The organism is Chryseobacterium sp. CFS2 (assembly GCF_036543225.1).
Lineage (GTDB): Bacteria > Bacteroidota > Bacteroidia > Flavobacteriales > Weeksellaceae > Chryseobacterium > Chryseobacterium culicis_A.
In genome coordinates this window covers 154958-177723 of sequence record NZ_JAZHQU010000010.1, presented here as the reverse complement: position 1 = coordinate 177723, position 22766 = coordinate 154958, and the positions used below count along the sequence as shown (strand labels likewise).

Annotated in this window: 28 protein-coding genes; 27 read left to right on the top strand and 1 reads right to left on the bottom strand. The window is 37.2% G+C overall.

Annotated elements, in window-relative coordinates; genetic code table 11:
• Nucleotides 1-31: 31 nt before the first annotated feature.
• A complete protein-coding gene (locus ODR02_RS20840) occupies nucleotides 32-2251 on the bottom strand; it encodes an NADP-dependent isocitrate dehydrogenase (protein WP_309513337.1) in 2220 nt (739 codons plus the stop codon).
• 359 nt (nucleotides 2252-2610) lie between these two features.
• Here ODR02_RS20840 and tpx point away from each other — a divergent pair, with 359 nt between their 5' ends.
• The 27 genes from tpx to ODR02_RS20705 all read left to right on the top strand — a co-directional run bounded on the left by tpx (nucleotide 2611) and on the right by ODR02_RS20705 (nucleotide 22729).
• Nucleotides 2611-3111 carry a thiol peroxidase gene (gene tpx / locus ODR02_RS20835; RefSeq protein ID WP_209784000.1) on the top strand — a complete coding sequence of 167 codons (501 nt, stop codon included), beginning with the start codon at nucleotides 2611-2613 and terminating at the stop codon, nucleotides 3109-3111.
• An 82-nt stretch (nucleotides 3112-3193) separates the two neighbouring features.
• Entirely contained in the window at nucleotides 3194-3769 is a 576-nt protein-coding gene (locus ODR02_RS20830) for a Crp/Fnr family transcriptional regulator (RefSeq protein WP_209784001.1), read from the top strand.
• Nucleotides 3770-3836: 67 nt separating this feature from the next.
• Nucleotides 3837-4526, top strand: a complete 690-nt coding sequence (locus ODR02_RS20825; RefSeq protein WP_209784002.1) for an alpha/beta hydrolase — start codon at nucleotides 3837-3839, stop codon at nucleotides 4524-4526.
• 85 nt (nucleotides 4527-4611) lie between these two features.
• A complete protein-coding gene (locus ODR02_RS20820; protein WP_209784003.1) occupies nucleotides 4612-4959 on the top strand; it encodes a VOC family protein in 348 nt (115 codons plus the stop codon).
• 12 nt (nucleotides 4960-4971) lie between these two features.
• Nucleotides 4972-5376: a glyoxalase superfamily protein gene (locus ODR02_RS20815; protein ID WP_209784004.1), complete on the top strand. Its 405-nt coding sequence runs from the start codon at nucleotides 4972-4974 to the stop codon at nucleotides 5374-5376.
• Between the two features lie 36 nt (nucleotides 5377-5412).
• The gene (locus ODR02_RS20810) at nucleotides 5413-6246 is read left to right on the top strand and encodes an AraC family transcriptional regulator (protein WP_309513336.1); all 834 of its coding nucleotides are present in this window, start codon (nucleotides 5413-5415) and stop codon (nucleotides 6244-6246) included.
• A gap of 49 nt (nucleotides 6247-6295) precedes the next feature.
• A complete protein-coding gene (locus ODR02_RS20805; protein WP_309513335.1) occupies nucleotides 6296-7426 on the top strand; it encodes an FAD-dependent oxidoreductase in 1131 nt (376 codons plus the stop codon).
• A gap of 91 nt (nucleotides 7427-7517) precedes the next feature.
• Nucleotides 7518-8729: a DUF763 domain-containing protein gene (locus ODR02_RS20800; RefSeq protein WP_209784007.1), complete on the top strand. Its 1212-nt coding sequence runs from the start codon at nucleotides 7518-7520 to the stop codon at nucleotides 8727-8729.
• Between the two features lie 260 nt (nucleotides 8730-8989).
• Entirely contained in the window at nucleotides 8990-9580 is a 591-nt protein-coding gene (locus tag ODR02_RS20795; protein WP_209784008.1) for a Crp/Fnr family transcriptional regulator, read from the top strand.
• 77 nt (nucleotides 9581-9657) lie between these two features.
• Nucleotides 9658-10065, top strand: a complete 408-nt coding sequence (locus ODR02_RS20790) for a VOC family protein (RefSeq protein ID WP_105681848.1) — start codon at nucleotides 9658-9660, stop codon at nucleotides 10063-10065.
• A 119-nt stretch (nucleotides 10066-10184) separates the two neighbouring features.
• On the top strand, nucleotides 10185-10595 hold the full coding sequence (locus tag ODR02_RS20785; protein WP_105681849.1) for a VOC family protein: 411 nt from the start codon (nucleotides 10185-10187) through the stop codon (nucleotides 10593-10595).
• 29 nt (nucleotides 10596-10624) lie between these two features.
• Complete coding sequence (locus tag ODR02_RS20780; protein ID WP_209784010.1) at nucleotides 10625-11086, top strand: hypothetical protein; 462 nt, start codon at nucleotides 10625-10627, stop codon at nucleotides 11084-11086.
• 224 nt (nucleotides 11087-11310) lie between these two features.
• Nucleotides 11311-11811, top strand: coding sequence for a DinB family protein (locus tag ODR02_RS20775; RefSeq protein WP_245169676.1), 501 nt, complete (start codon nucleotides 11311-11313; stop codon nucleotides 11809-11811).
• 2 nt (nucleotides 11812-11813) lie between these two features.
• A complete protein-coding gene (locus ODR02_RS20770; protein WP_309513334.1) occupies nucleotides 11814-12590 on the top strand; it encodes an alpha/beta fold hydrolase in 777 nt (258 codons plus the stop codon).
• A 129-nt stretch (nucleotides 12591-12719) separates the two neighbouring features.
• On the top strand, nucleotides 12720-13151 hold the full coding sequence (locus ODR02_RS20765) for a VOC family protein (RefSeq protein WP_105681853.1): 432 nt from the start codon (nucleotides 12720-12722) through the stop codon (nucleotides 13149-13151).
• 78 nt (nucleotides 13152-13229) lie between these two features.
• Entirely contained in the window at nucleotides 13230-13643 is a 414-nt protein-coding gene (locus tag ODR02_RS20760) for an SRPBCC family protein (protein WP_309513333.1), read from the top strand.
• 35 nt (nucleotides 13644-13678) lie between these two features.
• Entirely contained in the window at nucleotides 13679-13918 is a 240-nt protein-coding gene (locus ODR02_RS20755; RefSeq protein ID WP_245169677.1) for a hypothetical protein, read from the top strand.
• A gap of 144 nt (nucleotides 13919-14062) precedes the next feature.
• Nucleotides 14063-14929, top strand: a complete 867-nt coding sequence (locus tag ODR02_RS20750) for a VOC family protein (protein ID WP_309513332.1) — start codon at nucleotides 14063-14065, stop codon at nucleotides 14927-14929.
• A 47-nt stretch (nucleotides 14930-14976) separates the two neighbouring features.
• Nucleotides 14977-15810, top strand: a complete 834-nt coding sequence (locus ODR02_RS20745) for an SDR family oxidoreductase (RefSeq protein ID WP_309513331.1) — start codon at nucleotides 14977-14979, stop codon at nucleotides 15808-15810.
• A 130-nt stretch (nucleotides 15811-15940) separates the two neighbouring features.
• Nucleotides 15941-16369 (top strand): SRPBCC domain-containing protein, encoded by a 429-nt coding sequence (locus tag ODR02_RS20740; protein WP_209784017.1) that lies wholly within the window; start codon nucleotides 15941-15943, stop codon nucleotides 16367-16369.
• Nucleotides 16370-16456: 87 nt separating this feature from the next.
• Nucleotides 16457-16915, top strand: coding sequence for an SRPBCC family protein (locus tag ODR02_RS20735; protein WP_209784018.1), 459 nt, complete (start codon nucleotides 16457-16459; stop codon nucleotides 16913-16915).
• A gap of 138 nt (nucleotides 16916-17053) precedes the next feature.
• Entirely contained in the window at nucleotides 17054-17512 is a 459-nt protein-coding gene (locus ODR02_RS20730; protein ID WP_309513330.1) for a DoxX family protein, read from the top strand.
• A gap of 175 nt (nucleotides 17513-17687) precedes the next feature.
• Nucleotides 17688-19691: a S9 family peptidase gene (locus ODR02_RS20725; protein WP_209784020.1), complete on the top strand. Its 2004-nt coding sequence runs from the start codon at nucleotides 17688-17690 to the stop codon at nucleotides 19689-19691.
• 787 nt (nucleotides 19692-20478) lie between these two features.
• Complete coding sequence (locus tag ODR02_RS20720; RefSeq protein WP_228421575.1) at nucleotides 20479-21033, top strand: RNA polymerase sigma factor; 555 nt, start codon at nucleotides 20479-20481, stop codon at nucleotides 21031-21033.
• 11 nt (nucleotides 21034-21044) lie between these two features.
• Nucleotides 21045-21377 (top strand): hypothetical protein, encoded by a 333-nt coding sequence (locus ODR02_RS20715; protein WP_105681861.1) that lies wholly within the window; start codon nucleotides 21045-21047, stop codon nucleotides 21375-21377.
• A 91-nt stretch (nucleotides 21378-21468) separates the two neighbouring features.
• A complete protein-coding gene (locus tag ODR02_RS20710; protein ID WP_309513329.1) occupies nucleotides 21469-21726 on the top strand; it encodes a hypothetical protein in 258 nt (85 codons plus the stop codon).
• A gap of 355 nt (nucleotides 21727-22081) precedes the next feature.
• Nucleotides 22082-22729, top strand: coding sequence for a J domain-containing protein (locus ODR02_RS20705; protein WP_309513328.1), 648 nt, complete (start codon nucleotides 22082-22084; stop codon nucleotides 22727-22729).
• Nucleotides 22730-22766 lie beyond the last annotated feature (37 nt).

The window sequence follows — 22766 nt, the reverse complement described above, 5'->3', positions numbered from 1 at the left end:
AGGAGCTTTTAATGGTATATCAGAACGAAAATTAGATTCCGTCAATGATTTCATTTAAAACTGTGCTAGGTCTCATAGCTGCATACGTTTTATACGTATCAGTTTTGTAGTATCCTTCAATATTCTGAGGTTTACCCTGAGCACCAATTAATTCAGCATTGATTACTTCTTCGTTTTCCTGCATTGCCTGTGCAACCGGAGCAAACTGAGCCGCTAATTCAGCATCAGCTGTCTGGTTAGCCAGTGCTTCAGCCCAATACATTGCCAAATAGAAGTGAGAACCTCTGTTGTCAATCTGGCCTACTTTTCTCGCAGGAGATTTATCTGTTGCCAAGAACTTAGCGTTAGCCTCATCCAATGCATCAGCTAAAACCTGAGATTTTGTATTCCCCTGAGTCTGTGCCAAGTGCTCTAAAGAAGCCTGAAGTGCTAAGAATTCACCTAGAGAATCCCATCTTAGGTATCCTTCTTCCAGGAATTGCTCAACGTGTTTTGGAGCAGAACCTCCGGCACCAGTTTCAAATAAACCACCACCATTCATTAATGGAACGATAGAAAGCATTTTTGCAGAAGTACCAAGCTCAAGAATTGGGAAAAGGTCTGTTAAGTAATCTCTCAATACGTTTCCTGAAACAGAGATGGTGTCTTTACCTTCTCTTGCTCTCTTCAATGTTTCAGTCATAGCATCTTTTACATCAAGGATTCTGATGTCAAGACCTGCTGTATCATGATCAGCAAGATATTTTTCTACCTTTTTGATGATCTCTCTGTCGTGAGCTCTTCCTTTATCTAACCAGAAGATAGCCGGAGTATCAGATAATCTTGATCTGTTTACCGCTAGTTTTACCCAGTCCTGGATAGGAGCATCTTTAGTCTGGCACATTCTGAAGATATCATCTTTTTCTACTTTCTGAGAAAGAAGAACGTTTCCAGCTTCATCCTGAACTTCTACAGTTCCGTCAGCTGCTAACTGGAAAGTTTTATCGTGAGAACCATATTCTTCAGCTTTCTGAGCCATTAAACCTACGTTTGGAACAGATCCCATTGTTGTAGGGTCTAATTTTCCGTGCGCTTTCATATCATCAATTACAGACTGGTAGAAACCTGCATAAGAACGGTCTGGAATGATACAAACGGTATCTTCCTCATTTCCTTCTTTGTTCCACATTTTACCTCCGCCTCTTACAAGAGCAGCCATAGATGCGTCAACGATAATATCAGAAGGTACGTGGAAGTTAGTAATTCCTTTGTCAGAATTTACCATTGCCACTCTAGGTCCTTCAGCTAAAGCTTTTTCAATATCAGCTTTGATGTCAGCTTCCTGAGCATTTCCTTTGATTTTATCAAAAAGATCAGCAAGACCGTTGTTTGGATTGATATCTAAAGACTTGAAAGTCTCAGCATATTTAGTAAATACTTCTTTGAAGAAAGTCTCAACGATAGCCCCGAAAATGATTGGGTCAGAGATTTTCATCATTGTCGCTTTAAGGTGAGCAGAAAGAAGTACATTTCTTTTCTTAGCCTCCTCAATTGCCTCCTGAACAAATACTCTTAATGCATTTAAGTTCATTACAGAAGAATCAATTACTTCACCAGCCTGAAGACCTGCGAAATCTTTTAATACAGATTCAGAACCGTCATTTCCTTTGAATACGATTCTGTATTTTGTAGCGTTTTCTAATGTTGTAGAAGTTTCTGTACCGTAGAAATCACCATTGTTCATGTGAGCTACGTCAGTTTTGCTGTCAGATGCCCAGTCGCCCATTCTGTGAGGGTTTGCTTTTGCATAGTTTTTAACAGCTTTTGGAGCACGTCTGTCAGAGTTTCCTTCTCTTAATACAGGGTTTACAGCACTTCCTAATACTTTAGTATATTTAGCTTTGATGGCTTTTTCTTCATCATTTTTAGGCTCTGCAGGATAATTTGGAACGGCAAAACCTTTCCCTTGTAGTTCAGCAATTGCTGCATCCAGTTGAGGTACAGAAGCCGAAATGTTAGGTAACTTAATGATATTAGCATCAGGTTGTGTTGCCAATTCTCCTAGTTCTGCCAACGCATCACCAATTTTCTGTTCGTCTTTTAAAAATTCAGGGAAGTTGGCTAAAATTCTTCCTGCCAAAGAAATATCCGGAACTGCGATTTCGATATTTGCTGATTTTGTGAAAGCTTTTACAATTGGTAAAAACGAGTGAGTAGCCAGCATTGGAGCTTCATCAGTAAGTGTGTAATAGATTTTTGATTTTTCTGACATTATACTGTTATTTTTTATTTGAAATTTTAAGTCCCACAAATTTAGTAAATATCATTGTTTTATTTGGGATATTTCCATAAAAAAAAGAGGCCTTTCTGTCTTTAATTTTATATCTGTCTCATTGTATTGCTTCCGGATGTGCTGTCATTAATTCTAAAAATAATGGTAGACTTTAAACGATTGAACTTTTGCCGTCTCAAGCTTAGTTTTTTTAAGAGTATCGGCATATAAGTAATTCTATTTGAAAACTGAGGATCAGACGAATGAGTTTTATTTTCACTTTAAGATTAATTTAACCATAATAAAACGGGGGAAATTTCTTTTTTGATTAAATTTGAAAAACTAAAAAAATAAATATTATGTCAACGACAATCACTTTAAAAGGAAACGAAGTACACACAATAGGAACATTACCATCTGTAGGAACCACTGTAAAAGATTTTGCTCTGGTGGACTCAGGATTAGCGGTAAAAACGCTTGAAACTTTTGCAGGAAAGAAAAAAGTATTCAATATCTTCCCAAGTATTGATACGCCTACTTGTGCTGCTTCTTCCAGAAAATTTAATGAAGAGGCTTCAAAACTTGACAATACAGTCATTATCAATGTTTCAAAAGACCTTCCGTTCGCTTTAGGAAGATTCTGTGCCGCTGAAGGCTTGAATAATGTGGAAACACTTTCAGATTTCAGAAGCAGCTTTGGAGACGATTACGAAGTGACAATCGCAGATTCTCCTATGAAAGGTCTATTGAGCCGTGCCGTGATCGTTACAGACGAAAACAACAAAGTAATTTATACTGAGCAGGTTCCTGAAATAGCAAACGAGCCTAATTACGATGCCGCTCTTGCAGCATTAAAATAATAAAATAATTTTTGTAGAAAAGCCTTGTGAATAATTTTGCAAGGCTTTTTTTGAATATAAAACCTAATCAAATAAACACCAAATGACGTCTAATAATTATAAGAAATATGGAGACCTTTTTCAGGTAGATTCAGATCACTTTGAAGAATTCTACGCTTTGCTTCACGATACAAAACTTTTAAAATCTGATTTTTTTCTGAAACAAGGGGAAAAATGCAAGTACCTGGGTTTTATAAAAAAAGGAACCATCAGAAGTTTCTATATCAATGATCAGGGACGCGAAATCAATTTCGGATTCTATTTTGAGAATGAATTTTTTACGGATTATGAAAGTATTCTCTGCGATACTGTATCTAATATGAATATTCAGGCGCTGGAAAACTGTGAAATTTTACTGCTGAGTAAAGATAGTCTGCAGGATTTATATAAAAAAGAAGCGTACTGGCAGCAATTCGGGAGAATGATGAGTGAAAAGATCTATCTGGATGCCAAGAAACGGATTGATGATCTGTTGTGCTTTTCCCCCGAAAACAGATACCTTAATCTGGTCAAAAAACAGCCTGCACTCTTTCAGAAAATAGCCCAGAAACATATTGCCAGTTATCTTGGTGTAACAGAACAGTCACTCAGCCGTATAAGAAGCCGGATTGTTAATTAACTTAAGGTAACGTCCACTCATGTTTTATACCGTAGCTTTATCATCATCAAATTTTAACACAATCATTATGGAACAAAAAGATTTGACCATTATTTTGGTACACGGAGCATGGGGAGACGGTTCACACTGGCAATACGTTATCCCTTCACTGACAAAAGCTGGGTATAAAGTAAGAAGTGTCCAGAACCCATTAACTTCGCTTCAGGACGATATTAATAAGACCAAAGACCTTATTGATGCCCAGGAAGGGAAAGTGCTTTTAGTAGGACATTCTTATGGAGGTGCTGTTATTTCAGGAGCGGGACATCATGATAAAGTAGCAGGGCTGGTTTATATTGCTGCTTTTGCACCGGATGCGGGAGATAGTCTTGGGTCTCTTTTAGGGAGAAGAGAGTCGCCGGGTGGCGCAAGTATTTATCCTGACAGTAAAGGTTTTTTATGGATTAAATACGACGAATTTAAATCTGCTTTCTGCCAGGATTTAGATGATGAAAAAGCATTGGTAATGTCATTATCACAAAAACCTATTCACGGACAATGTTTCGGTGATGTAGCGGGTGAACCTGCATGGAAGATACGTCCAAGTTGGTATCAAATTTCACTACAGGACCGTATGATCCCTGCAGAAACAGAAAAAGAAATGGCAGAACGTCTTGAGCCTAAGAAAATAATCTCTTTGGATGCAGGACATGCTTCATTGGCTTCGCATCCCGAAGAAGTTACTCAGCTGATTTTAGACGCAGCTTCTTCAATTTAACAGAATATATACTACAATAATTTATAAAGCCTTGTGAAATTTTATGTAATTTCACAAGGCTTTTTTTAATGAAAAATAAGTCAAAATGGTAAAAAGAATCGTAGCCAATATCAAAACAAATGATCTTTCCAGAGCCAATCGGTTTTATCAGGATATTCTGGAACTGGATGTTTTGATGGATCATGGATGGATCAAAACATTGGGAAATAACGAAGAGGCAAAAGTTCAGATCAGCTTTGCCGGACAGGGAGGAAACAATACAGAAGTTCCTGATTTCTCCATTGAAGTGGATAACGTAGATGAAATCTATGGTAAAATGAAAGATGCTGGTTTTGAAATCGCTTATGAGTTGACCAATGAGGAATGGGGCGTTCGCCGTTTTTTTGTTAAAGATCCATTTGAAAAACTGATTAATATACTGTCTCACCAATAAATATTTTTCCCAATGAAAGCAGAAAAAATTATTCCTGTACTAAGAATTTTCGACTATCAGAAAACAAAAGAGTTTTATGTAGACTGGCTGGGATTTGAGATTGTATGGGAACATTATTTCGAAGAAAATACACCAGTTTATATGGAAGTGAAAAAAGAGAATATCATTTTCCATTTAAGTGAACATCATGGTGATGGAACACCTGGAACAAAGGTGTCGATCTGGGGTGAAGGCGTTCCTGAATATCATAAGGAACTGATTGAAAAAAAATATAAATACAACCGCCCGGGACTCGAAAAAACGTTTTATGGAGCTGTATCCTTTACGGTAATTGATCCTTTTGGGAATACAATCACTTTCGAAGAAGAATATGATGAGGCAAAACACAAAGACCTGCAATTGTATTCTAATGATTGATTTCGCTCAAACAACATAACTGATTTTTAGTAAATTATGTTTTCAAATATACATCAGGAATTTGAAGTCCCGGAAGAACTTCGGGATACCATAAAATGCTTTTGGTATAACAGAAGAGATTATGGAGAAGAACTGTCGGAATTTACAGTACTGCCGGATGGTTATACCGAAATTATCTTTCACTTTGGCAACGGATGCAGTATTTCTCATCAGGGAATTTTACAGGCTTTACCTTCTCCGTTTATCATGGGGTTACTCAACCAGCCAGCTCTTTTTTATGCTCAAAATCAACTGGAAATCATCGGAATCAGGTGTTTTCCATGGGCAGTTTTTGATTTATTGGGACTTTCATCCGAAAAAACAGAAAACGGAGTTCATAAGTTTGAAAATCCCGTTGCACAGCTTCAATCTGCCTTGAATGATCTTATTACTCAGGGAAAAATGGAGGATGCTATCTTTCAGGTGGAACAATATTTTCTGAAATTACACTCACAGATTACGATAGACAGTCTGCTTTTCAAAGCCGGTGCGGCTATGAGAAAAAATTACGGAGCTATTCCAGTAAACCAGGTTGCTGATTCTGCCCATACAACAGTTCGGACATTAGAAAGAAAATTCAAGCAGTCTTCGGGACACACGGTAAAAGATGTATCCGGAATTATGCGTTTTGAACAGATAAGAAACCGTTTATGGCATGCTCCTGAGACTTCTATTGCAGCACTCGCACAGGAATTCGGATACACCGATCAATCTCACTTAAGCAGAGAATTTAAACGATACAGCGGTTCTACACCCGCAGCTTTTGCAAGAGAAGCAAGAAAAAGAAAGCAGGCGATAAGCAATGATTTTGTCGCATTTGTACAAGCATGATACAACTGTATTCCTGAATTTTGTGGCATAATAAATACATCACAAAATTATGGTACTGAATCATAAAAAAGTAGCCATCATTGGCGCTGGCCCTGTGGGTTTAACCATGGCCGTCTTATTACAGCAAAAAGGCGTTGAAGTCAATGTTTATGAAAGAGATGTGAATGCACAGGCGAGAGTCTGGGGCGGTACATTGGATCTTCATCAGGACTCAGGGCAGAAAGCGATGGAAAAGGCGGGATTGTTGGATAAATATTACGAGATTGCCTTGCCTATGGGAATCAACATTGCTGATGAGCAGGGCAACATACTCTTTACAAAGGAAATTACCCCAGAAAATCAATATGACAACCCGGAAATCAACAGAAATCATTTAAGAGAAATCTTACTGGAAAGTCTGGCAGATCATACCGTAATCTGGGATATGAACTTTACCGGAATGGAAGAACATGACGGAAAATGGCTGCTTCATTTTAAAGATAGACCTGATGTGGCTGCAGATCTTGTTATTGGTGCAAATGGTGGGATGTCCAAAGTAAGAAAATACGTGACAGATGCTGAAGTGGAAGAAACAGGAACGATTATTATTCAGGGAGATATTCCTCAGCCCGGGAAGGCATGCCCTGAATTTTTTGAATGGTGTGACGGAAAAAGACCAATGGCTGCGTTTGAAGGGAATTTATTGGTGGCTAATCCATTTAATAACGGAGCTTTGACGTATGGAGTCATATTCAAAAAGCCTGAGGAATGGAAAGATGGCTGTAATTTGGATTTTAAAAATACAGAACAGGTCCGTCAGTTTCTTTCTGAAAGACTGTCTTCATGGAAAGGGCTTTATCAGCAGTTATTTAACTCAACTTCCTTTTTTGTAGGATTGCCGACAAGGAAAATTCCATTAGATAAACCCTGGAAAAATAATCGCCCTTTACCTGTAACATTGATTGGGGATGCCGCTCATCTCATGCCTCCTTTTGCAGGACAGGGAGTGAACAGCGGACTGATGGATGCTTTAATTTTATCGGAGAATTTAACGGAAGGAGCCTATCAAACTATATCCGAAGCCATTGAAGCTTACGAACAAAAAATGTTGATCTATGCCGGAGAAGCACAGCTGGAATCCTCCAAAAATGAGTTGGAGATGCGCGATATCAATTTCTCTTTTACAAGCCTTATCCACTAGTTGCTGATTCAATAGCACAATTAATGATCCGGATCATTAAATAGTAAGATGAATAAAACTTACCTTTACATTTTAATAATAGAATAATAGAATGAAACGTTCAGGAACAGCAGATTTACCTCTTCACTATGGCAAAGTACCACCATGGCTGTATGAGCGTATGTCTGTTCTGGGACTTTCTATTATCGAAGTAATTCTCATGGATTACGGTAAAGATGAGGTATTACGCAGATTGGCAGATCCGTTTTGGTTTCAGAGCTTTGGAGCGGTAATGGGAATGGACTGGCATTCTTCAGGAATTACCACTTCCGTTATGGGAGCATTGAAACGTTCCATTAATCCGAATTCACAATCGTTGGGACTTTATATCTGTGGCGGAAAAGGGAAGTTTTCCCGTGAAACTCCGTCAGAACTGATCAGAATTGCCGATAAAACAGGACTCAACGGAACAGAGCTGGTAAGAGCCAGCAAGCTTTCCGCAAAAGTGGATAATACGGCTATTCAGGATGGCTATCAACTATACCTGCACAATTTTATTCTGTCAGATAACGGAAACTGGAGTGTCATTCAGCAGGGAATGCATGAGTCGGACGGAACAGCAAGACGCTATCACTGGCATTCTGAAAATATCACATCATTTGTAGAAAAACCTCACACAGGAATTAATGGAATTTCAAGAGGGAAAATTCTGAATCTTACGGATACCGAAGCTTCAGAAAACAGAAAAGGAATTTTAGATATTTCCCATACCGATTCAGCAGAAGTGATGAAAGATTTTGCCAGACTGATTCTTCCTGCCCACCATGATGTTCAGGCTTCAGATGTAGATTTAAAACGTCTGGGAGCACTTCTGTATGTAACCCGGGAACAGCAGCCTCAGAATTTTGAAGATTTGCTGATGCTGGAAGGAGTAGGCCCCAGAACCATGCAGTCCTTGGCTTTGGTAAGTGAAGTGATTCATGGAGCACCCTCAAGATTTGCAGATCCTGCAAGGTTTTCCTTTGCTCATGGAGGTAAAGACGGACATCCTTTCCCTGTTCCCATCAATACCTACGATGAAAGTATCAGCATTCTCAGAAAAGGAATAGAAAAGTCCAAACTGGGAAATTCTGATAAATTAAGCTCTTTAAATAAACTTCATCAGATCATAACCGAAGCAGAAAAAGATTTCACTCCGGATTTTGATATTCAGCAGGTCATTGAAGAAGAAAGACAAAACTCCTGGCGTTTTGGTGGGAAAACTGTATTTGGAGATGCCCAGAAACCCAGCCCTCCAAAACCTATACAGCTTTCTCTGTTTTAAAATTTCTTTTCCTTTAAAAGTCTAAGATCACAATCATCAACAAATAGTCATTCCTATTCTTTGGAGGGGTGGCGAAAATTCAAAGAATTTTTGACAGGGTGGTTTTAAATAACTGTTTAAAAAAATAATAAGTTTAAAATTCCTTTATTTCAATAGGGTATCTGATTGTCTGTGAAAGTATTCAATTCACTGTTTAATGTTTTTTTGCTCTTAATTCAATTAAAAATTTTATTTTTAAAGTCTTAAAAAAATTGACACCAATGACCAGTAAAGCCTTAGAAATCTGCTATGACTTTCCATTTTTTTTCAAGGAAGAACTTGAAGAGATATTTCAGGCTCACGAAAAAAGATCCTTCCAAAAAGGTGATTTCATTCTTGAAGAAGGTAAAACAGCCAATGAATACTATATTCTGGAAAGTGGGCTGGCACGCTCGTATGTGAATGATTTCAATGGGAATGAAGTAACCACTCATTTTTTCACGGAGAATGAAGTGATTATTGAAGTTTTATCAATGTTTCAGAGAATACCTTCTCAGGAAAATATCGTTTGTATTACAGATTGCGAATGCTGGAGGCTGGATTATGATACTTTTCAGGAGCTATTCCATAAAATCCCGAATCTCAGAGAATGGGGAAGATCATGGATGTCTCAGGAACTGTTTGCCTATAAACAAAGGTCGGTAGAAATGTTTACCCTTTCAGCCACCAAAAGATATCTTAATCTGCTGGAGCAGAAACCTAAAGTAATACAATTTGCACCCTTGAAACAGATTGCTTCCTATCTGGGAGTTACGGACACTTCTTTGAGCCGAATCCGTAAAGAAATCGTTTCCCATCCTAAGAAAATTTAAATCTTGCCTTATGACAAGTTGATTTTCATTGCACCTTGGTAATTTTGGATAACAGTTTAACACTAAAATTACAAAAAATGAAAGTCAATCAAATTTATGTAAACCTTCCGGTAAAAGATGTACAGAAAACAAAAGATTTCTGGACCAGGGTAGGTTTCCCGATTAATGAACAGTTTTCAGATGATAAAGCAGCCTGCGTTGTTTTGAATGATACCATCTATGCAATGTTTTTGCAGGAAGATTATTTTATGACCTTCACCAATAAGCCTGTGGCAAAAGAGAATACCAGTCAGGTTCTTGTTGCGGTAGGACTCAACAGCCGTGAAGAAGTAGATAAAATAGTAAACACTGCGGTAGAAAATGGGGCGTGGCAGCATGAAGAACCTCAGGATTACGGATGGATGTATCAGAATTCTTTCTGGGATCTGGACGGACATGGCTGGAATATTACTTTTGCAGATCTATCGCAAATGCCAACAGAATAGTTTTCATTTCAGATAACAAGACTTTTCTGAAGTTTAACAAATAAATCTTGTCTTATGGCAAGCTCATTCTTATCAGACCTTGGTAATTTTGAGTACAATTCACCACTAAAATTTACAAAATGAACATTACCGATATTTACGTCAATTTACCCGTAAAAGACGTTCAAAAAACCAGAGAATTCTGGACAAAGCTTGGCTTTTCTATCAATGAACAGTTTTCAGATGATAAAGCAATATGTGTTGCAATGAAAGAAAATCATATCTATACGATGTTTCTTAAAGAAGAGTTTTTCCAAACCTTTACTAACAGACCTTTTGCGAAAGGAGATACAACGCAGGTGCTTTTGGCTATTGGAGTCAGCAGCCGTGATGAGGTAGATGATATGGTAAAAACAGCTATCGAAAACGGAGGTTCAAAATATAGTGAACCAGTGGATTACGGATGGATGTATCAGAGCAGTTTTGCAGATATCAACGGCCATCAGTGGGAAGTGATGCATGGAGATGCCTCTCAAATTCCTACAGAATAATTCTTTATTGTTCTTTAAATACCAATCACATGGAAACACAATCAAACGATATAGAAATCATAAAAAATCAGGTAGCCAGCAACTATTATGTGATTACTATGAATATTGACGGCATCTCCCACGAAGAGTCTATGATTTTTCCGAATGGTGAAGCCAACTGTATGAACTGGGTTCTGGGACATTTAATCTACATCAGAAATCCCTTACTGAATATTTTAGGAGAAGAATCTGTCTGGGACAGCGAAAAATTTTCCTTCTATAACAGAGGTGAAATTGCCTTGAACCGAAAAGATAAACTGGTAAGCTTTGAAGATTTGCAATCCTATTTGAAACAATCTCAGGACAAACTGGAAGCAAAACTCAACACTATTGAAAGTTTTCAGCCCGAAACAGTTAAAGATATATCCACTTTAAGCCTTCATGAAATTTACCACAGCGGGCAGCTGGGCTATCTCCGCAGAATTTTAGGAAAACCTGGAGCAATAAAATAGCATGCTATTTTTAGATTCCTTGCTTGGCTCGCAATGACAAGTACATCGCTGACATATTAGTATTACATTTTTAGAAGAGTACAATTTTATCGAAGATAAAATTCTCGCGCCTTAAAACATACAGTAGGTAAAACACTTTGCGCCTTTGCGTTTCTCCAAAATTCTAACCTCTAATTTCTAACTTCTAATCTCTAATTAAAATGGACACATCAAAATCAAAAAAAATGGAAGTCATTATTCCGGCTTACAGAATGCATTCCCAAAGCTTTATGAATGTTTTGGACGGCATTTCAGAAGAAGATGCATTGAAAAGAATTGAAAATAAAACCAATCACATTGTATGGATGGCAGGAAACTTTGTCAACATGCGCTACGGCTTAGGCTGGGTGCTTGGAATACAGGAAGAAGATCCTTACAGCGACTTGTTTTTTCAGGGAAAAGCTTTGGATGAAAGTTTTAAGTATCCCACTTTAACTGAACTGAAGGAAAACTTTCATAAAATTTCCGCTAAAGTATACCAAAAACTTCATGAAGTAACAGATGAAGAACTGGATGAGATATTTGAAATAGGAATGAATATCCCCTTCATCAAAGAAACAAAACTCAATTTTGCCGGAATGTGTATCGGCCGTGAAGACTATTTATGCGGGCAGATTGGCCTGATGCGTAGAATTTTGAACTACCCGGGAATGAAGTATGATGTAGACGAAAAACTTACCTATTAACAATGACTCCAGTAGAAAAAGGCTATAAAAAAGTCAATGGAATCCAGCTGTATTACGAAATCTACGGATCAGGAAAACCTTTGGTTTTGATTCATGGCGGAGGTTCTTCCATTCTGTATGATTTTAAAGAAGTCATAGTCAGGCTGGAAGACAAATTCCAACTCATAGGGATCGATCTGCAAAACCACGGACGTAGCGAACACCGTGATATTCCTGAAACATTTGAACAGGATGCTGATGATGTTGCCGGACTTTTAGCAGAATTAAACATAAGAAAAGCTTCCTTTTGGGGATTCAGCAATGGAGGAAGTACCGTAATGCAAATTGGCCACCGCCATCCCGGAATTGTAGAAAAACTGGTCGTTGCCTCAGCATTTTATAAAAGAAACGGAATGATAGACGGCTTTTTTGAAGGAATGCAGGACGCCACTTTTGAATCAATGCCGGAACCTTTTAAAATCAATTTTTTAAATCTCAATCCGGATTTTTCAAAACTGGAAAACCTTTTTGAGAAAGACTGCAAAAGGATGCAGACTTTTGAAGACTGGGATGATGAAGTACTGACTTCCATACAATCGCCCACATTGTTCATCAGTGGGGACCAGGATGTCATGAAACCGGAACATACCGCAGCAATGTGGCGTCTGGTGAAAGATTCCCGGCTTATAATACTTCCCGCTACTCATGGTATTTATATGATGCCAGACTTTGACGGAAGTATTGATACAAACTTAATAGACTTTACCGTCAACGAAGTAGAAAAATTTTTAAACCATTAAGACTTTAAGAATAGCAAGCTGGCTTCCGGGAATGGAAACCGCCTTTACGATTCATATTAACTTAATTAATTCTTAATGAACCAGCAGTAGAACCTATATTTTATAATAATAACTTTAAAATTAAAAATCATGGCTAAATTAAATCCGTATCTAAATTTTGATGGAACAGCTGAAGAAGCGTTCAATTTTTACAAAACTGTTTTCGGTGGTGAATTCGTCGGAGGAATTCATAAAATGGGAAATGCTCCCGGTACTGAAAACCTTTCTGAAGAAGAAAAAAACAGAGTTATGCATATTGCTTTGCCTATCGGAGGTGACCTGTTAATGGCATCGGATATTGTACCCGGATTTGGACAGACTCTTACCGTAGGAAATAATAATTATGTATCTGTTTTCCCGGACTCCAGAAATGAAGCAGACAGAATCTTTAAAGAGCTTTCTGACGGTGGAAATGTAGAAATGCCGATTGAAGACCAGTTTTGGGGAGATTATTTTGGTTGCTTTCAGGATAAGTATGGTGTTCATTGGATGGTGAACTATAATGAAGAATATGCAAAATAATCTTATATTTAACTAATAATAATAAAGAGGTGCTCATTTTTGGGCAGCTCTTTATTCAAACGTAAAAAAATTAGAACTATGGATCCAATTAAAATAGACATTACAATTTTAGCACCGGTGGAAAAGGTTTGGAATTATTTCAATGAACCCAAACACATCACAAAATGGAATTTCGCCCACGAAAGCTGGCAGTGTCCTAGTTCTGAAAACAACCTTACAGTAGGAGGCAAATTCAAAAACAGAATGGAAGCTAAAGACAAAAGTTTCGGATTTGATTTTGAAGGTGTATATGATGAAATTATCCCTCATGAGATTATCAAATACCACATGGAAGATGGAAGGAAAGTAGAAGTTGTTTTCGATAAAATAGATGAAAATACAACGAAAGTGATTGAAATTTTCGATCCGGAAAAACAAAATTCTGTGGAAATGCAGCGAGATGGCTGGTATGCTATTTTGAACAATTTCCATAAGTATGTTGAGAATCATTAACAATATTTTTTGTAGCCATGATCAATCTAGTTATCATGTCAAAGAGTTTAAATTCCATTTATACTTTTAATTATGACTCTGAAGAAGAATTTCTTCACGGGGTTATTGCAATACCGGCAAGAAGAGCCTTAGAAAAAGAAAAGATAAATTCTTTGGAAAAACTTTCGGATTATTCCGAAAAAGAAATTATGCAGCTTCATGGTTTTGGTAAAAATGCAATGATGAAACTGAAGAATTACATGCAGGAAAATCAGGTCTCTTTTAAAGAAGTATAATAAGTAAGTAACTGAAAGCTTGTTGGAATGTCTTGCCATAAAACGGAATCATTTCGTTCAAATTCAAGGACATAAGATATCTTTTGCTGTTGCTTCATGAATAAGCTAGAAATATAAATACACCCCTTATTAAAATGTAAAATTATGAATAAAGATATTTTCCCATGTCTCTGGTATGATGGAGACGCCAAGCAATCTGCCGAATTTTATTGTAAAGTTTTTGGAGGCGAAATTACGGCAGATACTCCTGTGGTAATGAACATTGATGTGTTCGGGCAAAGATTGATGCTTCTGAACGGAGGTCCTCAATTCAAAAAAAATCCTTCCATATCTTTCATGGTGATCTGTGAAACAGAAGAGGAAGTTCAAAAATACTGGGATCAGTTACTGGATGGCGGTATAGCGCTAATGGAACTGGGATCTTACTCATGGAGCCCAAAATACGGATGGGTTCAGGATAAATATGGGGTAACATGGCAGTTGTTTCTGGGTGAAAAAGCAAATGATCAGAAAATAGTTCCTACCCTGATGTTTATCCATCAGAATAATGGGAAAGCAAAAGAAGCAATGGAGCTTTATACCAGAACTTTTCCAAATTCCAGCATAGGAAACATATTAACCTATGGAGCAGGAAGTGAGGGACATGATATTCCGGAACCGGCAGAAAATGTTCAGCATGCTCATTTTGTGATTGACGATTACAGCTTATTCTGTATGGATAATTCCTATGATCACCCATTTGATTTTAATGAAGGAATATCATTGGTCGTGATGACCGATGACCAGGAACAAACCGACAGATATTGGAATACCTTTACAGCAGACGGAGGCAGAGAAAGTATGTGTGGCTGGCTGAAAGATAAATATGGATTGAGCTGGCAGATTGTACCTAAAAGACTCATTCAGTTAATGAACGATTCTAATCAGGAAAAAGCTTATAAAGTAGTTCAGGCAATGATGAAAATGCAGAAAATTATCATCCAGGATCTGGAAGATGCTTATCAGTCATAAATATTTTCGGCGTATTGTTTGATGTAATTTAGAGAAAAGATTTGCTTATGAAAACACAGAACAAATCACAATCTAAGTCAAAAGTCCCTAAAGAAGGGGTGTTTCCGGAAATTATCCGGAACGATTATCGGGGAAGCCGGAAGTTGGAAAATAAAAAAGCAGTTATTTCCGGGGGAGACAGCGGCATAGGACAGGCTGTGGCTGTTCATTTTGCCAGAGAAGGAGCTGATGTCGCTATTATCTATAAAGAAAGTGATGACGATGCCAAAGAAACAAAAAAACTGGTGGAAAAAGAAGGGCAGAAGTGCCTTTTGATTAAAGGTGACCTTACCTGGAAAGTTTTCAGGGAAAAATGTGCAAACAAGATCAAAACCCAATGGAAAAATGTTGATATTCTTGTGAATAATGCAGGGATTCATACTTCCAAAAGCAGTCTGGAGAAAATCTCTGATGAACAGATTCAGGAAACATTTAATACCAATATCATTTCCATGATTTCTTTCACCAGAAATTTTCTTCCGATGATCGGAAAAGGAGGACGGATTATTTGTACAACTTCTGTCACAGCATATCGTGGAAGCGATCACTTGATTGATTACGCAGCTACAAAAGGAGCTGTTCTGTCTTTTATCCGTTCATTGGCTGATAACCTTGCAGAAAAGGAAATCCTGGTCAACGGAATTGCACCGGGGCCTATTTGGACTCCTCTTGTAAAAGAAGCTTTTGATGATCTTTCCCAATTTGGAAAAGATACTCCGCTGAAACGGGCGGGGCAGCCATCAGAAGTAGCACCGGCCTATGTTTTTCTTGCTTCCAAAGACGCAAGTTATATTACGGGAGAAATTATTCATATTAACGGAGGTGATTTTGTCGGAGGATAATTAGAAGTTAGATGTTAGATGTTAGATGTTAGATGTTAGATGTTAGATGTGTCTATAAAATAACTCTCTTACCCTTAAACCCTACAACTCACCAACCACCTATTATCTACTATCTAAAACTTAAAAATATATGGAACGATTATCATATGAAATAGAAATCAATGCCGAACCTGAAAAAGTATGGAGTGTCCTTTGGGGAGATATTACCTATAGGCAATGGACAACGGCATTTACAGATGGTTCTTTTTATGAAGGAACGTTAGAAGAAAACAATATCGTTAAATTTCTTGATCCCAAAAATAACGGAATGTACAGCAAAGTACTAAAAGTCATTCCTAATGAAGAAATTAAATTTCTGCACCTGGGAGAGATTTATGAAGGTATTGAAGTTGCGAAAGATTGGGGAGAAGCAACAGAAGCTTATTTTCTTGAGGAAAATGACGAGGGAACGTTACTGAAAACAGAAATTCAGACTCCCGCAGAATTTAAAGATTTTTTTGAAGAAAAATTTCCAAAAGCGATGATGATTGTTAAGCATCTTTCAGAAAATCAGCTGTAAATAATTTCGTTAGAACGAAAGAAAAAATCATTGAGCTTGAGATTGCTTCGCCTGGCTCGCAATGACCAATCTAAAAAAATGAAACAAATGGAAACCTTATCATACGAAACAGTAATTGATGCTCCTTTACAAAAAGTATGGGACATCCTCTGGAATCCGGAAACCTATAGTGAATGGACAAAATATTTCGGCGCAGGATCTGTCATGAAATCAGACTGGAAGGTAGGAGGGAAAACCTATTTTCTGAATGCTCATGGAGAAGGAATGGTTTCAACCATAGACAGCCTGGATGAACCTAATCAGATTGTTTTTAAACATCTGGGAATGGTAGATAAAGAAGGTAATGAGGATACACAAAGCAAAGAAGTAATGGAATGGAACGGAAGCTTTGAAAAATACTTTCTGATCGACTTTGACGGAAAAACAAAACTTCATGCCGAAGTTCAGGTAGAAAAACAATGGCAGGATCACATGAATACAGGATTTACAAAAGGACTCATGGTTGTAAAAAGCCTTGCAGAAGGCGTTAGCCTTGGCTCAGTATAATGAAGTTCAAAGTTCAAAATTTAAAGTTTAATGTTTAATGTTTAAAGTTGAGGTTTTGATGCTGAAAACTAATCCCTAATCCCTGCAACCTACTACCTACTACCTGCGACCTATAACCCATCATCCATACCCTAAAGAATGAAACTACTCGTAATACTTTTCATCACATTTATTCTGGCTTTGCTGGGAACTTTTTTGGTTCAGGGAAAGCCGGATTTTATATTTTCAGGCAATCTTGGAATGGCTGTTTTCATCATATTTACAGGTTTTTCCCATTTTAAATTTCAGAAAGGAATGGCGATGATGATTCCGGATGTTATTCCTGCCAGAATGTTTTGGGTATATTTTACAGGAGTACTGGAAATTGCAGCAGGAATTGGATTGATGATTCCGGCTATTCGTGAAATCACTGCTATTTTACTGATCATTTTTTATGTATTGGTTTTTATGGCCAATATCAATTCTTCCAGGAAAAAGATTAATATTTTTAAAGCCGATTACACAGGCCCGGGAATGAAATACCTTTATACTCAAAGAATTCCCATGCAGATTATCTTAATCATCTGGACATGGTATTTCGGGATATACTTACACTAAATAATAAAGACAGTCATTGAGGCTGTCTTTTTCATATAATTGATGTTTTTTTAAAATTAATTGTTAAATAGTGTAACGTTTTATAGGGATGGCGTGTCTTATTATATAAATGCATTTATTTTTTATTGTTTTGAAAATAAGTGCCTATATAACTTTAACCTTAAAAACAGAAGTTATGAAACTAAATCACAACATTTTCGGTACAGCATTTATTGTACTATCTACTATCATGACCAATGCACAGAGCTCTACTGTCGCACTGCCGGGAGATCCTACTTTACCATCTTCCAAAGCCAATCTTGAGAAACTTATTTCTTATGACAAAGGCAATTTTAAATACAAAGTGGAAGACTACTTTGCGAGACCAAAAGCCTCAGCATTTAAAATCTCTCCTGACGGGAAGTACCTTTCCTATAAAGAAAAAGATCAGGATAAAAAGAATCATGTCTATGTAAAAGACCTGAAAACAGGAAAAATTACCAAAGCTATTGTAGAAAAAGATGACCTGGTAAGAGGATATGGCTGGCTGAACAAGCAACGTCTTTACTACACTCAGGATAGAGGAGGGAATGAAAATATTCATTTGTATGCCACAGATATCGATGGAGGAAATCAGAAGGATTTAACGCCATTTGACGGAGCGAAAGTACAGTCCATTATTCCTATAAAAGATACAGACTTTGTTGTGGTTACCATGAATAAAAACAATAAGCAGATCTTTGAACCTTTTAAAATCAATTTCGTTACCGGAGAAATAACTCAGCTGTATGAAAATAAAGATGTCAACAGTCCTATTGACGGCTATATTTTTGATAAAGACGGAACTTTGAGAGGATACAACATTCTTGAAAACGGACTGACTACAAAGACATATTATAAAGATTTGCAGACAGGAAAATTCAATCTGATTAAATCTGCTGACTGGTCTGATACCTTTGGAATTATTGAGTTTAATGAAAATTCTAAAAATAAAGATGAAGCGTATGTCGTAACGAACCTGGATAGCGATAAAGCCAGAATCGTATTGTATGATCTAAAGAAAAATGCAGTGATTAAAGAAATCTATTCCAATCCTGTATATGATGTAAGCTCAATAAGTACAGCCGGTAAAAACAGAAACTATGAACTGGATTTTATCAGCTATGAAGGGATCAAAGGAGAAACAGTTCCGGTAAGTAAATTTTATAAAGAAATAGATGACAAATTAAAATCTCAATTTGGAGACAAGGAATTTGGAATCGTTTCTTCTGATGATAATAATGATAAACTTTTAGTGGTTGTAGGAAGTGATAAACTGTATGGAACCTATTACGAATATGACACAAAAACCAAACAGACCAAGCTTCTTTACAACCTGATGCCTCAGCTGAAGGAAGAAGATATGGCTGAAATGAGACCTATCGAATTTAAAAGCAGAGACGGATTGACTATCCGTGGATATATTACACTGCCTAAAGCCGCATTGGAAGGGAAAAAAGTTCCTTTAATCGTTAATCCTCACGGTGGTCCTCAGGGAATCAGAGACCGTTGGGGATTCAACCCGGAAACACAGTTGTTTGCCAGCAGAGGCTATGCTACACTTCAGGTCAACTTCAGGATTTCCGGAGGCTATGGGAAATCATTCCAGAAAGCTGGTTACAAACAGATTGGAAGAAAAGCAATGGATGATGTGGAAGATGGAGTAAAATATGCCATTGAACAAGGATGGGTAGATAAAGATAAAGTAGCCATTTACGGAGGAAGCCATGGTGGATATGCAACCTTAATGGGATTAATCAAAACTCCGGATCTGTATACCTGTGGAGTAGATTATGTAGGAGTATCCAATATTTTTACCTTCTTTGCTTCTTTCCCGGAATACTGGAAACCATACAAAGAAATGGTAAAACAAATCTGGTATGATCTTGACAACCCTGAAGAGGCCAAAATTGCTAAAGAAGTTTCGCCTGTCTTTCAGATTGATAAGATCAAGAAACCTTTATTTGTGGTACAGGGAGCTAACGATCCAAGGGTGAATATCAATGAATCTGATCAAATTGTAAAAGCAATGCGTGCCAAAGGTTTTGAAGTTCCTTATCTGGTAAAATATGATGAAGGACACGGATTTGGAAAAGAGCAGAACAGAATTGAGCTTTACAAGTCGATGCTGGGATTCTTTGCAGAAAATTTTAATAAATAAACTATTAATTAAATAATATTTGAACGGAGGACATAGGTCTTCCGTTTTTTTTATGACAAAGTCATTGCGAGCAAAGCGAAGCAATCTCAATATAATGTATAAGTCTAATAAATGGAGTTGGAAAAGCGCAAAGGCGCCAAGGTTTTACAAGCGGTATGCTTTAAGGCGCAAAGATTTTATCTCCGATAAAATTGTACAGTTCTAAAGATTTACGGATATTTTAACGGCGCATTTGTCATTGCGGGCGAAGCGAGGAATCCCGACTCCGTTTTGGCAATAATCCCTCTTAGTAATTATGCAAATACTGATAATAATTATTTAATAGAAAATAAAAAAATCTCACTTGCTGAAAATCTTTGATTTTCTTGCGTCTTACAACTATATAATATAATAATGATAAAAACTTTGCGCCTTTGCGACTCTCCCACAAAAATCATTTTATATATGCTTTATCATTCATCATTTATCAATTACCAATTATCAACTTAGCCCCGATAGCAGCGGTTACCCCGGAGCATGAGTGGGAGAGTTGGAGGGGAAGAGTGTAGGATGGTGGGGCGTGAGGAGTATGAGCGGATAGCGGGAAAAAGCTCCCTTAAACATAAGCAATGAGTAATGAGTAATGAGTAATGAGTAATGAGTAATGAGTAATCCGGGAATAATTGAGAAGAGAAAAGGCTGATGAATAAAAGAAAAGTTGAATTGTAAGAAAAATATTTTAAATTTATTAAAGTAAAACAAAAAGGATAGCCGTCATATCAGTATGGAGGTTGTCGAAAAAATAACAATGCCACAGAAGGATAAAGAAAGTATCATCTCACAGACCGTTTCGAGCTACGGAGGGAAGCTGATGTCTTATATTCGTCCGAAAGTGAAAAATACGGAGGATGCGGAAGATATCCTGCAGGAAGTGTGGTATCAGTTCAGTAGCCTTACGAATATTTCGGAAATCGTAAATGTTGGTGGGTGGCTGTACAGGGTAACAGCGAATAAAATTACAGACCGTTACCGTAAAAAGAAAACAGAAAATCTTGAAGATTTCGTCTATGAGGATGAAGACGGCAGTTTTTCTATCAAGGATATTCTTTTGATGGATGAAAGCGCAGGCCCTGAAGTGAAGATGTTTCAGGATGAGATCTGGAAGAAACTGTTTGAAGCACTTGACGAACTTCCTGAAAAACAAAGGCTGGTTTACGTAGAAAATGAACTGAATGACAAAACCCTCCAGGAGATTGCCGATGAACAGGGAGAAAATATCAAAACCATCATCAGTAGAAAAAACTATGCTGTGAAGCACTTGAGAAACAGGCTGAGAAAGCTATACGAAGATTTAAAAAGTTAGAAAAAGAAATTATGAATCATAAACACAAAAAGGGCTGGATTTTTTTATTGTTATGCCCGCCATTAATTTTAGCCGCTGTTACATGGATTGTAATGCTGCTTTGGAATTGCCTTCTCCCGGAGATTTTAGGAGTGAAAACCATTAATTTCTGGCAGGCAATGGGAATACTGATCCTAAGCAAAATTCTTTTCGGTGGTTTCCATTTCGGTAAAGGAATGAGAGATTTTAAGGAAAGAAAAATGAGAGAAAAAATGGAAAGCTGGTCGCCTGAGGAAAGAGAGAAATTCAAAGAAGTATGGAGAAATAAATGCTCAGGTGGATTCTTCAACAGAAACAACGAATAATTTGAAATTTTTAAAGAAGTAGTAAAGTAAAATTAGAATTCATTCGTCTCTATAAAAAATAAGAAGTAGTAAAATTTAAAATTTTGAAAAAATGAAAAATTCAGCATTAAAAGGTGCTCTTGGAGCATTAGCCGTTGTAGGCGTAGCCTTGATCGCTAAAAAAGCAATACAAAGAAAAAGATTTATCAAAGGTATTTTTGATGAGTATGGAATCAAAGAAAAATCACCTTTCGGACTGGCAGATAAGATCAGAGAAATGAATGACGAAGACTATCAGGAACTGAAAGGAAAATTTAAAAAAGAATTCAGTTCAAGATGCTGCAAAAAGGATAATACCTGCGAAGCATAATATCCTAAGAACTAAATTGAAATTGTTTAATTCCGGCGCGGGAAGCTCTGCTTCCCGCGCCGGAATTTTTTATTGAGATGCCTTGCTTCACTCAGAATGATAAGTACACTGTAGAAATAGCCGTAAACTTTTAGAGAAGTACAGTTTTATCGGAGATAAAATCTTTGCGTCTTAAAAATATTCAGGTAGCTGAAAAAAAACTTGGCGCCCTTGCGTTTTTCAACAATAGATTACGAGCTGTATTGAGATTGCTTCATCTTCGGTTCGCAATAACTTTTTGATCTATACTTTCAACAAAATTTTACCGTAAACATCAAACACAAAGAAAAATAAATCCTTATTTTTGTATTTCTCAATGAAAGATTACTACTATTTTCTCGGTATATCACAGGATGCTTCGGAAGAAGACGTCAAAAAAGCGTATCGAAAACTGTCTTTAAAATATCATCCCGATAAAAATGACAATGACGATTTTTTTGCAGACCGGTTCCGTGAAATTCAGGAGGCTTATGAGACATTGAGTGATCCTGTCAGAAGGCGTTCCTATGATCAGAATTTAGAAAATCATCAGAGAAGTTTCAGGTATAATATTCCGCCTGCCATCAAAACTTTTACAGCGAATAAAATTCATGCGAAAAAAGGGGAGGAGATTATCATCAACTGGCAGACGAGCAATGCTGATGTGGTAAAGGTATTGCCTTTCGGATTAGAAAAGCCGTATGGAGAGAGGATCTTTAAGATCACAGAATTTAAAGATGGAAAATTCCAGCTTTTGCTTCATGCTACGAATTCTCTTTTGCACAAAACGGTTGTTCAGGGAATTACCATCACGGAAGTTTTTGAAAATGATTCTGAAAAGTTCAAAAACTCGGTGGAAGAAATGTTTAAGCCACAACCCAGAACAAGAATGAACAAATCGGGTCAGCCTAAGATTATGATGCTGATTTGGGGAATTATTATCTTAGCAATTGCTGTTTATATGCTGATCAGAAACTTCAGCTAGTTTATGCCATTTTCTTTCTTCCAGGGCATTTTTTACA

What these genes read in the sequence shown, in the direction of transcription:
- ODR02_RS20755 (WP_245169677.1), top strand. Translation starts at nt 13,679, where the DNA reads ATGTCAAAGAGTTTAAATTCCATTTATACTTTTAATTATGACTCTGAA.
- ODR02_RS20715 (WP_105681861.1), top strand. Translation starts at nt 21,045, where the DNA reads ATGAATCATAAACACAAAAAGGGCTGGATTTTTTTATTGTTATGCCCG.
- ODR02_RS20735 (WP_209784018.1), top strand. Translation starts at nt 16,457, where the DNA reads ATGGAAACCTTATCATACGAAACAGTAATTGATGCTCCTTTACAAAAA.
- ODR02_RS20830 (WP_209784001.1), top strand. Translation starts at nt 3,194, where the DNA reads ATGACGTCTAATAATTATAAGAAATATGGAGACCTTTTTCAGGTAGAT.
- ODR02_RS20790 (WP_105681848.1), top strand. Translation starts at nt 9,658, where the DNA reads ATGAAAGTCAATCAAATTTATGTAAACCTTCCGGTAAAAGATGTACAG.
- ODR02_RS20785 (WP_105681849.1), top strand. Translation starts at nt 10,185, where the DNA reads ATGAACATTACCGATATTTACGTCAATTTACCCGTAAAAGACGTTCAA.
- ODR02_RS20775 (WP_245169676.1), top strand. Translation starts at nt 11,311, where the DNA reads ATGGAAGTCATTATTCCGGCTTACAGAATGCATTCCCAAAGCTTTATG.
- ODR02_RS20750 (WP_309513332.1), top strand. Translation starts at nt 14,063, where the DNA reads ATGAATAAAGATATTTTCCCATGTCTCTGGTATGATGGAGACGCCAAG.
- ODR02_RS20770 (WP_309513334.1), top strand. Translation starts at nt 11,814, where the DNA reads ATGACTCCAGTAGAAAAAGGCTATAAAAAAGTCAATGGAATCCAGCTG.
- ODR02_RS20710 (WP_309513329.1), top strand. Translation starts at nt 21,469, where the DNA reads ATGAAAAATTCAGCATTAAAAGGTGCTCTTGGAGCATTAGCCGTTGTA.
- ODR02_RS20760 (WP_309513333.1), top strand. Translation starts at nt 13,230, where the DNA reads ATGGATCCAATTAAAATAGACATTACAATTTTAGCACCGGTGGAAAAG.
- ODR02_RS20825 (WP_209784002.1), top strand. Translation starts at nt 3,837, where the DNA reads ATGGAACAAAAAGATTTGACCATTATTTTGGTACACGGAGCATGGGGA.
- ODR02_RS20840 (WP_309513337.1), bottom strand. Translation starts at nt 2,251, where the DNA reads ATGTCAGAAAAATCAAAAATCTATTACACACTTACTGATGAAGCTCCA.
- ODR02_RS20820 (WP_209784003.1), top strand. Translation starts at nt 4,612, where the DNA reads ATGGTAAAAAGAATCGTAGCCAATATCAAAACAAATGATCTTTCCAGA.
- ODR02_RS20780 (WP_209784010.1), top strand. Translation starts at nt 10,625, where the DNA reads ATGGAAACACAATCAAACGATATAGAAATCATAAAAAATCAGGTAGCC.
- ODR02_RS20810 (WP_309513336.1), top strand. Translation starts at nt 5,413, where the DNA reads ATGTTTTCAAATATACATCAGGAATTTGAAGTCCCGGAAGAACTTCGG.
- ODR02_RS20765 (WP_105681853.1), top strand. Translation starts at nt 12,720, where the DNA reads ATGGCTAAATTAAATCCGTATCTAAATTTTGATGGAACAGCTGAAGAA.
- ODR02_RS20815 (WP_209784004.1), top strand. Translation starts at nt 4,972, where the DNA reads ATGAAAGCAGAAAAAATTATTCCTGTACTAAGAATTTTCGACTATCAG.
- ODR02_RS20705 (WP_309513328.1), top strand. Translation starts at nt 22,082, where the DNA reads ATGAAAGATTACTACTATTTTCTCGGTATATCACAGGATGCTTCGGAA.
- tpx (WP_209784000.1), top strand. Translation starts at nt 2,611, where the DNA reads ATGTCAACGACAATCACTTTAAAAGGAAACGAAGTACACACAATAGGA.
- ODR02_RS20795 (WP_209784008.1), top strand. Translation starts at nt 8,990, where the DNA reads ATGACCAGTAAAGCCTTAGAAATCTGCTATGACTTTCCATTTTTTTTC.
- ODR02_RS20725 (WP_209784020.1), top strand. Translation starts at nt 17,688, where the DNA reads ATGAAACTAAATCACAACATTTTCGGTACAGCATTTATTGTACTATCT.
- ODR02_RS20745 (WP_309513331.1), top strand. Translation starts at nt 14,977, where the DNA reads ATGAAAACACAGAACAAATCACAATCTAAGTCAAAAGTCCCTAAAGAA.
- ODR02_RS20730 (WP_309513330.1), top strand. Translation starts at nt 17,054, where the DNA reads ATGAAACTACTCGTAATACTTTTCATCACATTTATTCTGGCTTTGCTG.
- ODR02_RS20805 (WP_309513335.1), top strand. Translation starts at nt 6,296, where the DNA reads ATGGTACTGAATCATAAAAAAGTAGCCATCATTGGCGCTGGCCCTGTG.
- ODR02_RS20800 (WP_209784007.1), top strand. Translation starts at nt 7,518, where the DNA reads ATGAAACGTTCAGGAACAGCAGATTTACCTCTTCACTATGGCAAAGTA.
- ODR02_RS20720 (WP_228421575.1), top strand. Translation starts at nt 20,479, where the DNA reads ATGCCACAGAAGGATAAAGAAAGTATCATCTCACAGACCGTTTCGAGC.
- ODR02_RS20740 (WP_209784017.1), top strand. Translation starts at nt 15,941, where the DNA reads ATGGAACGATTATCATATGAAATAGAAATCAATGCCGAACCTGAAAAA.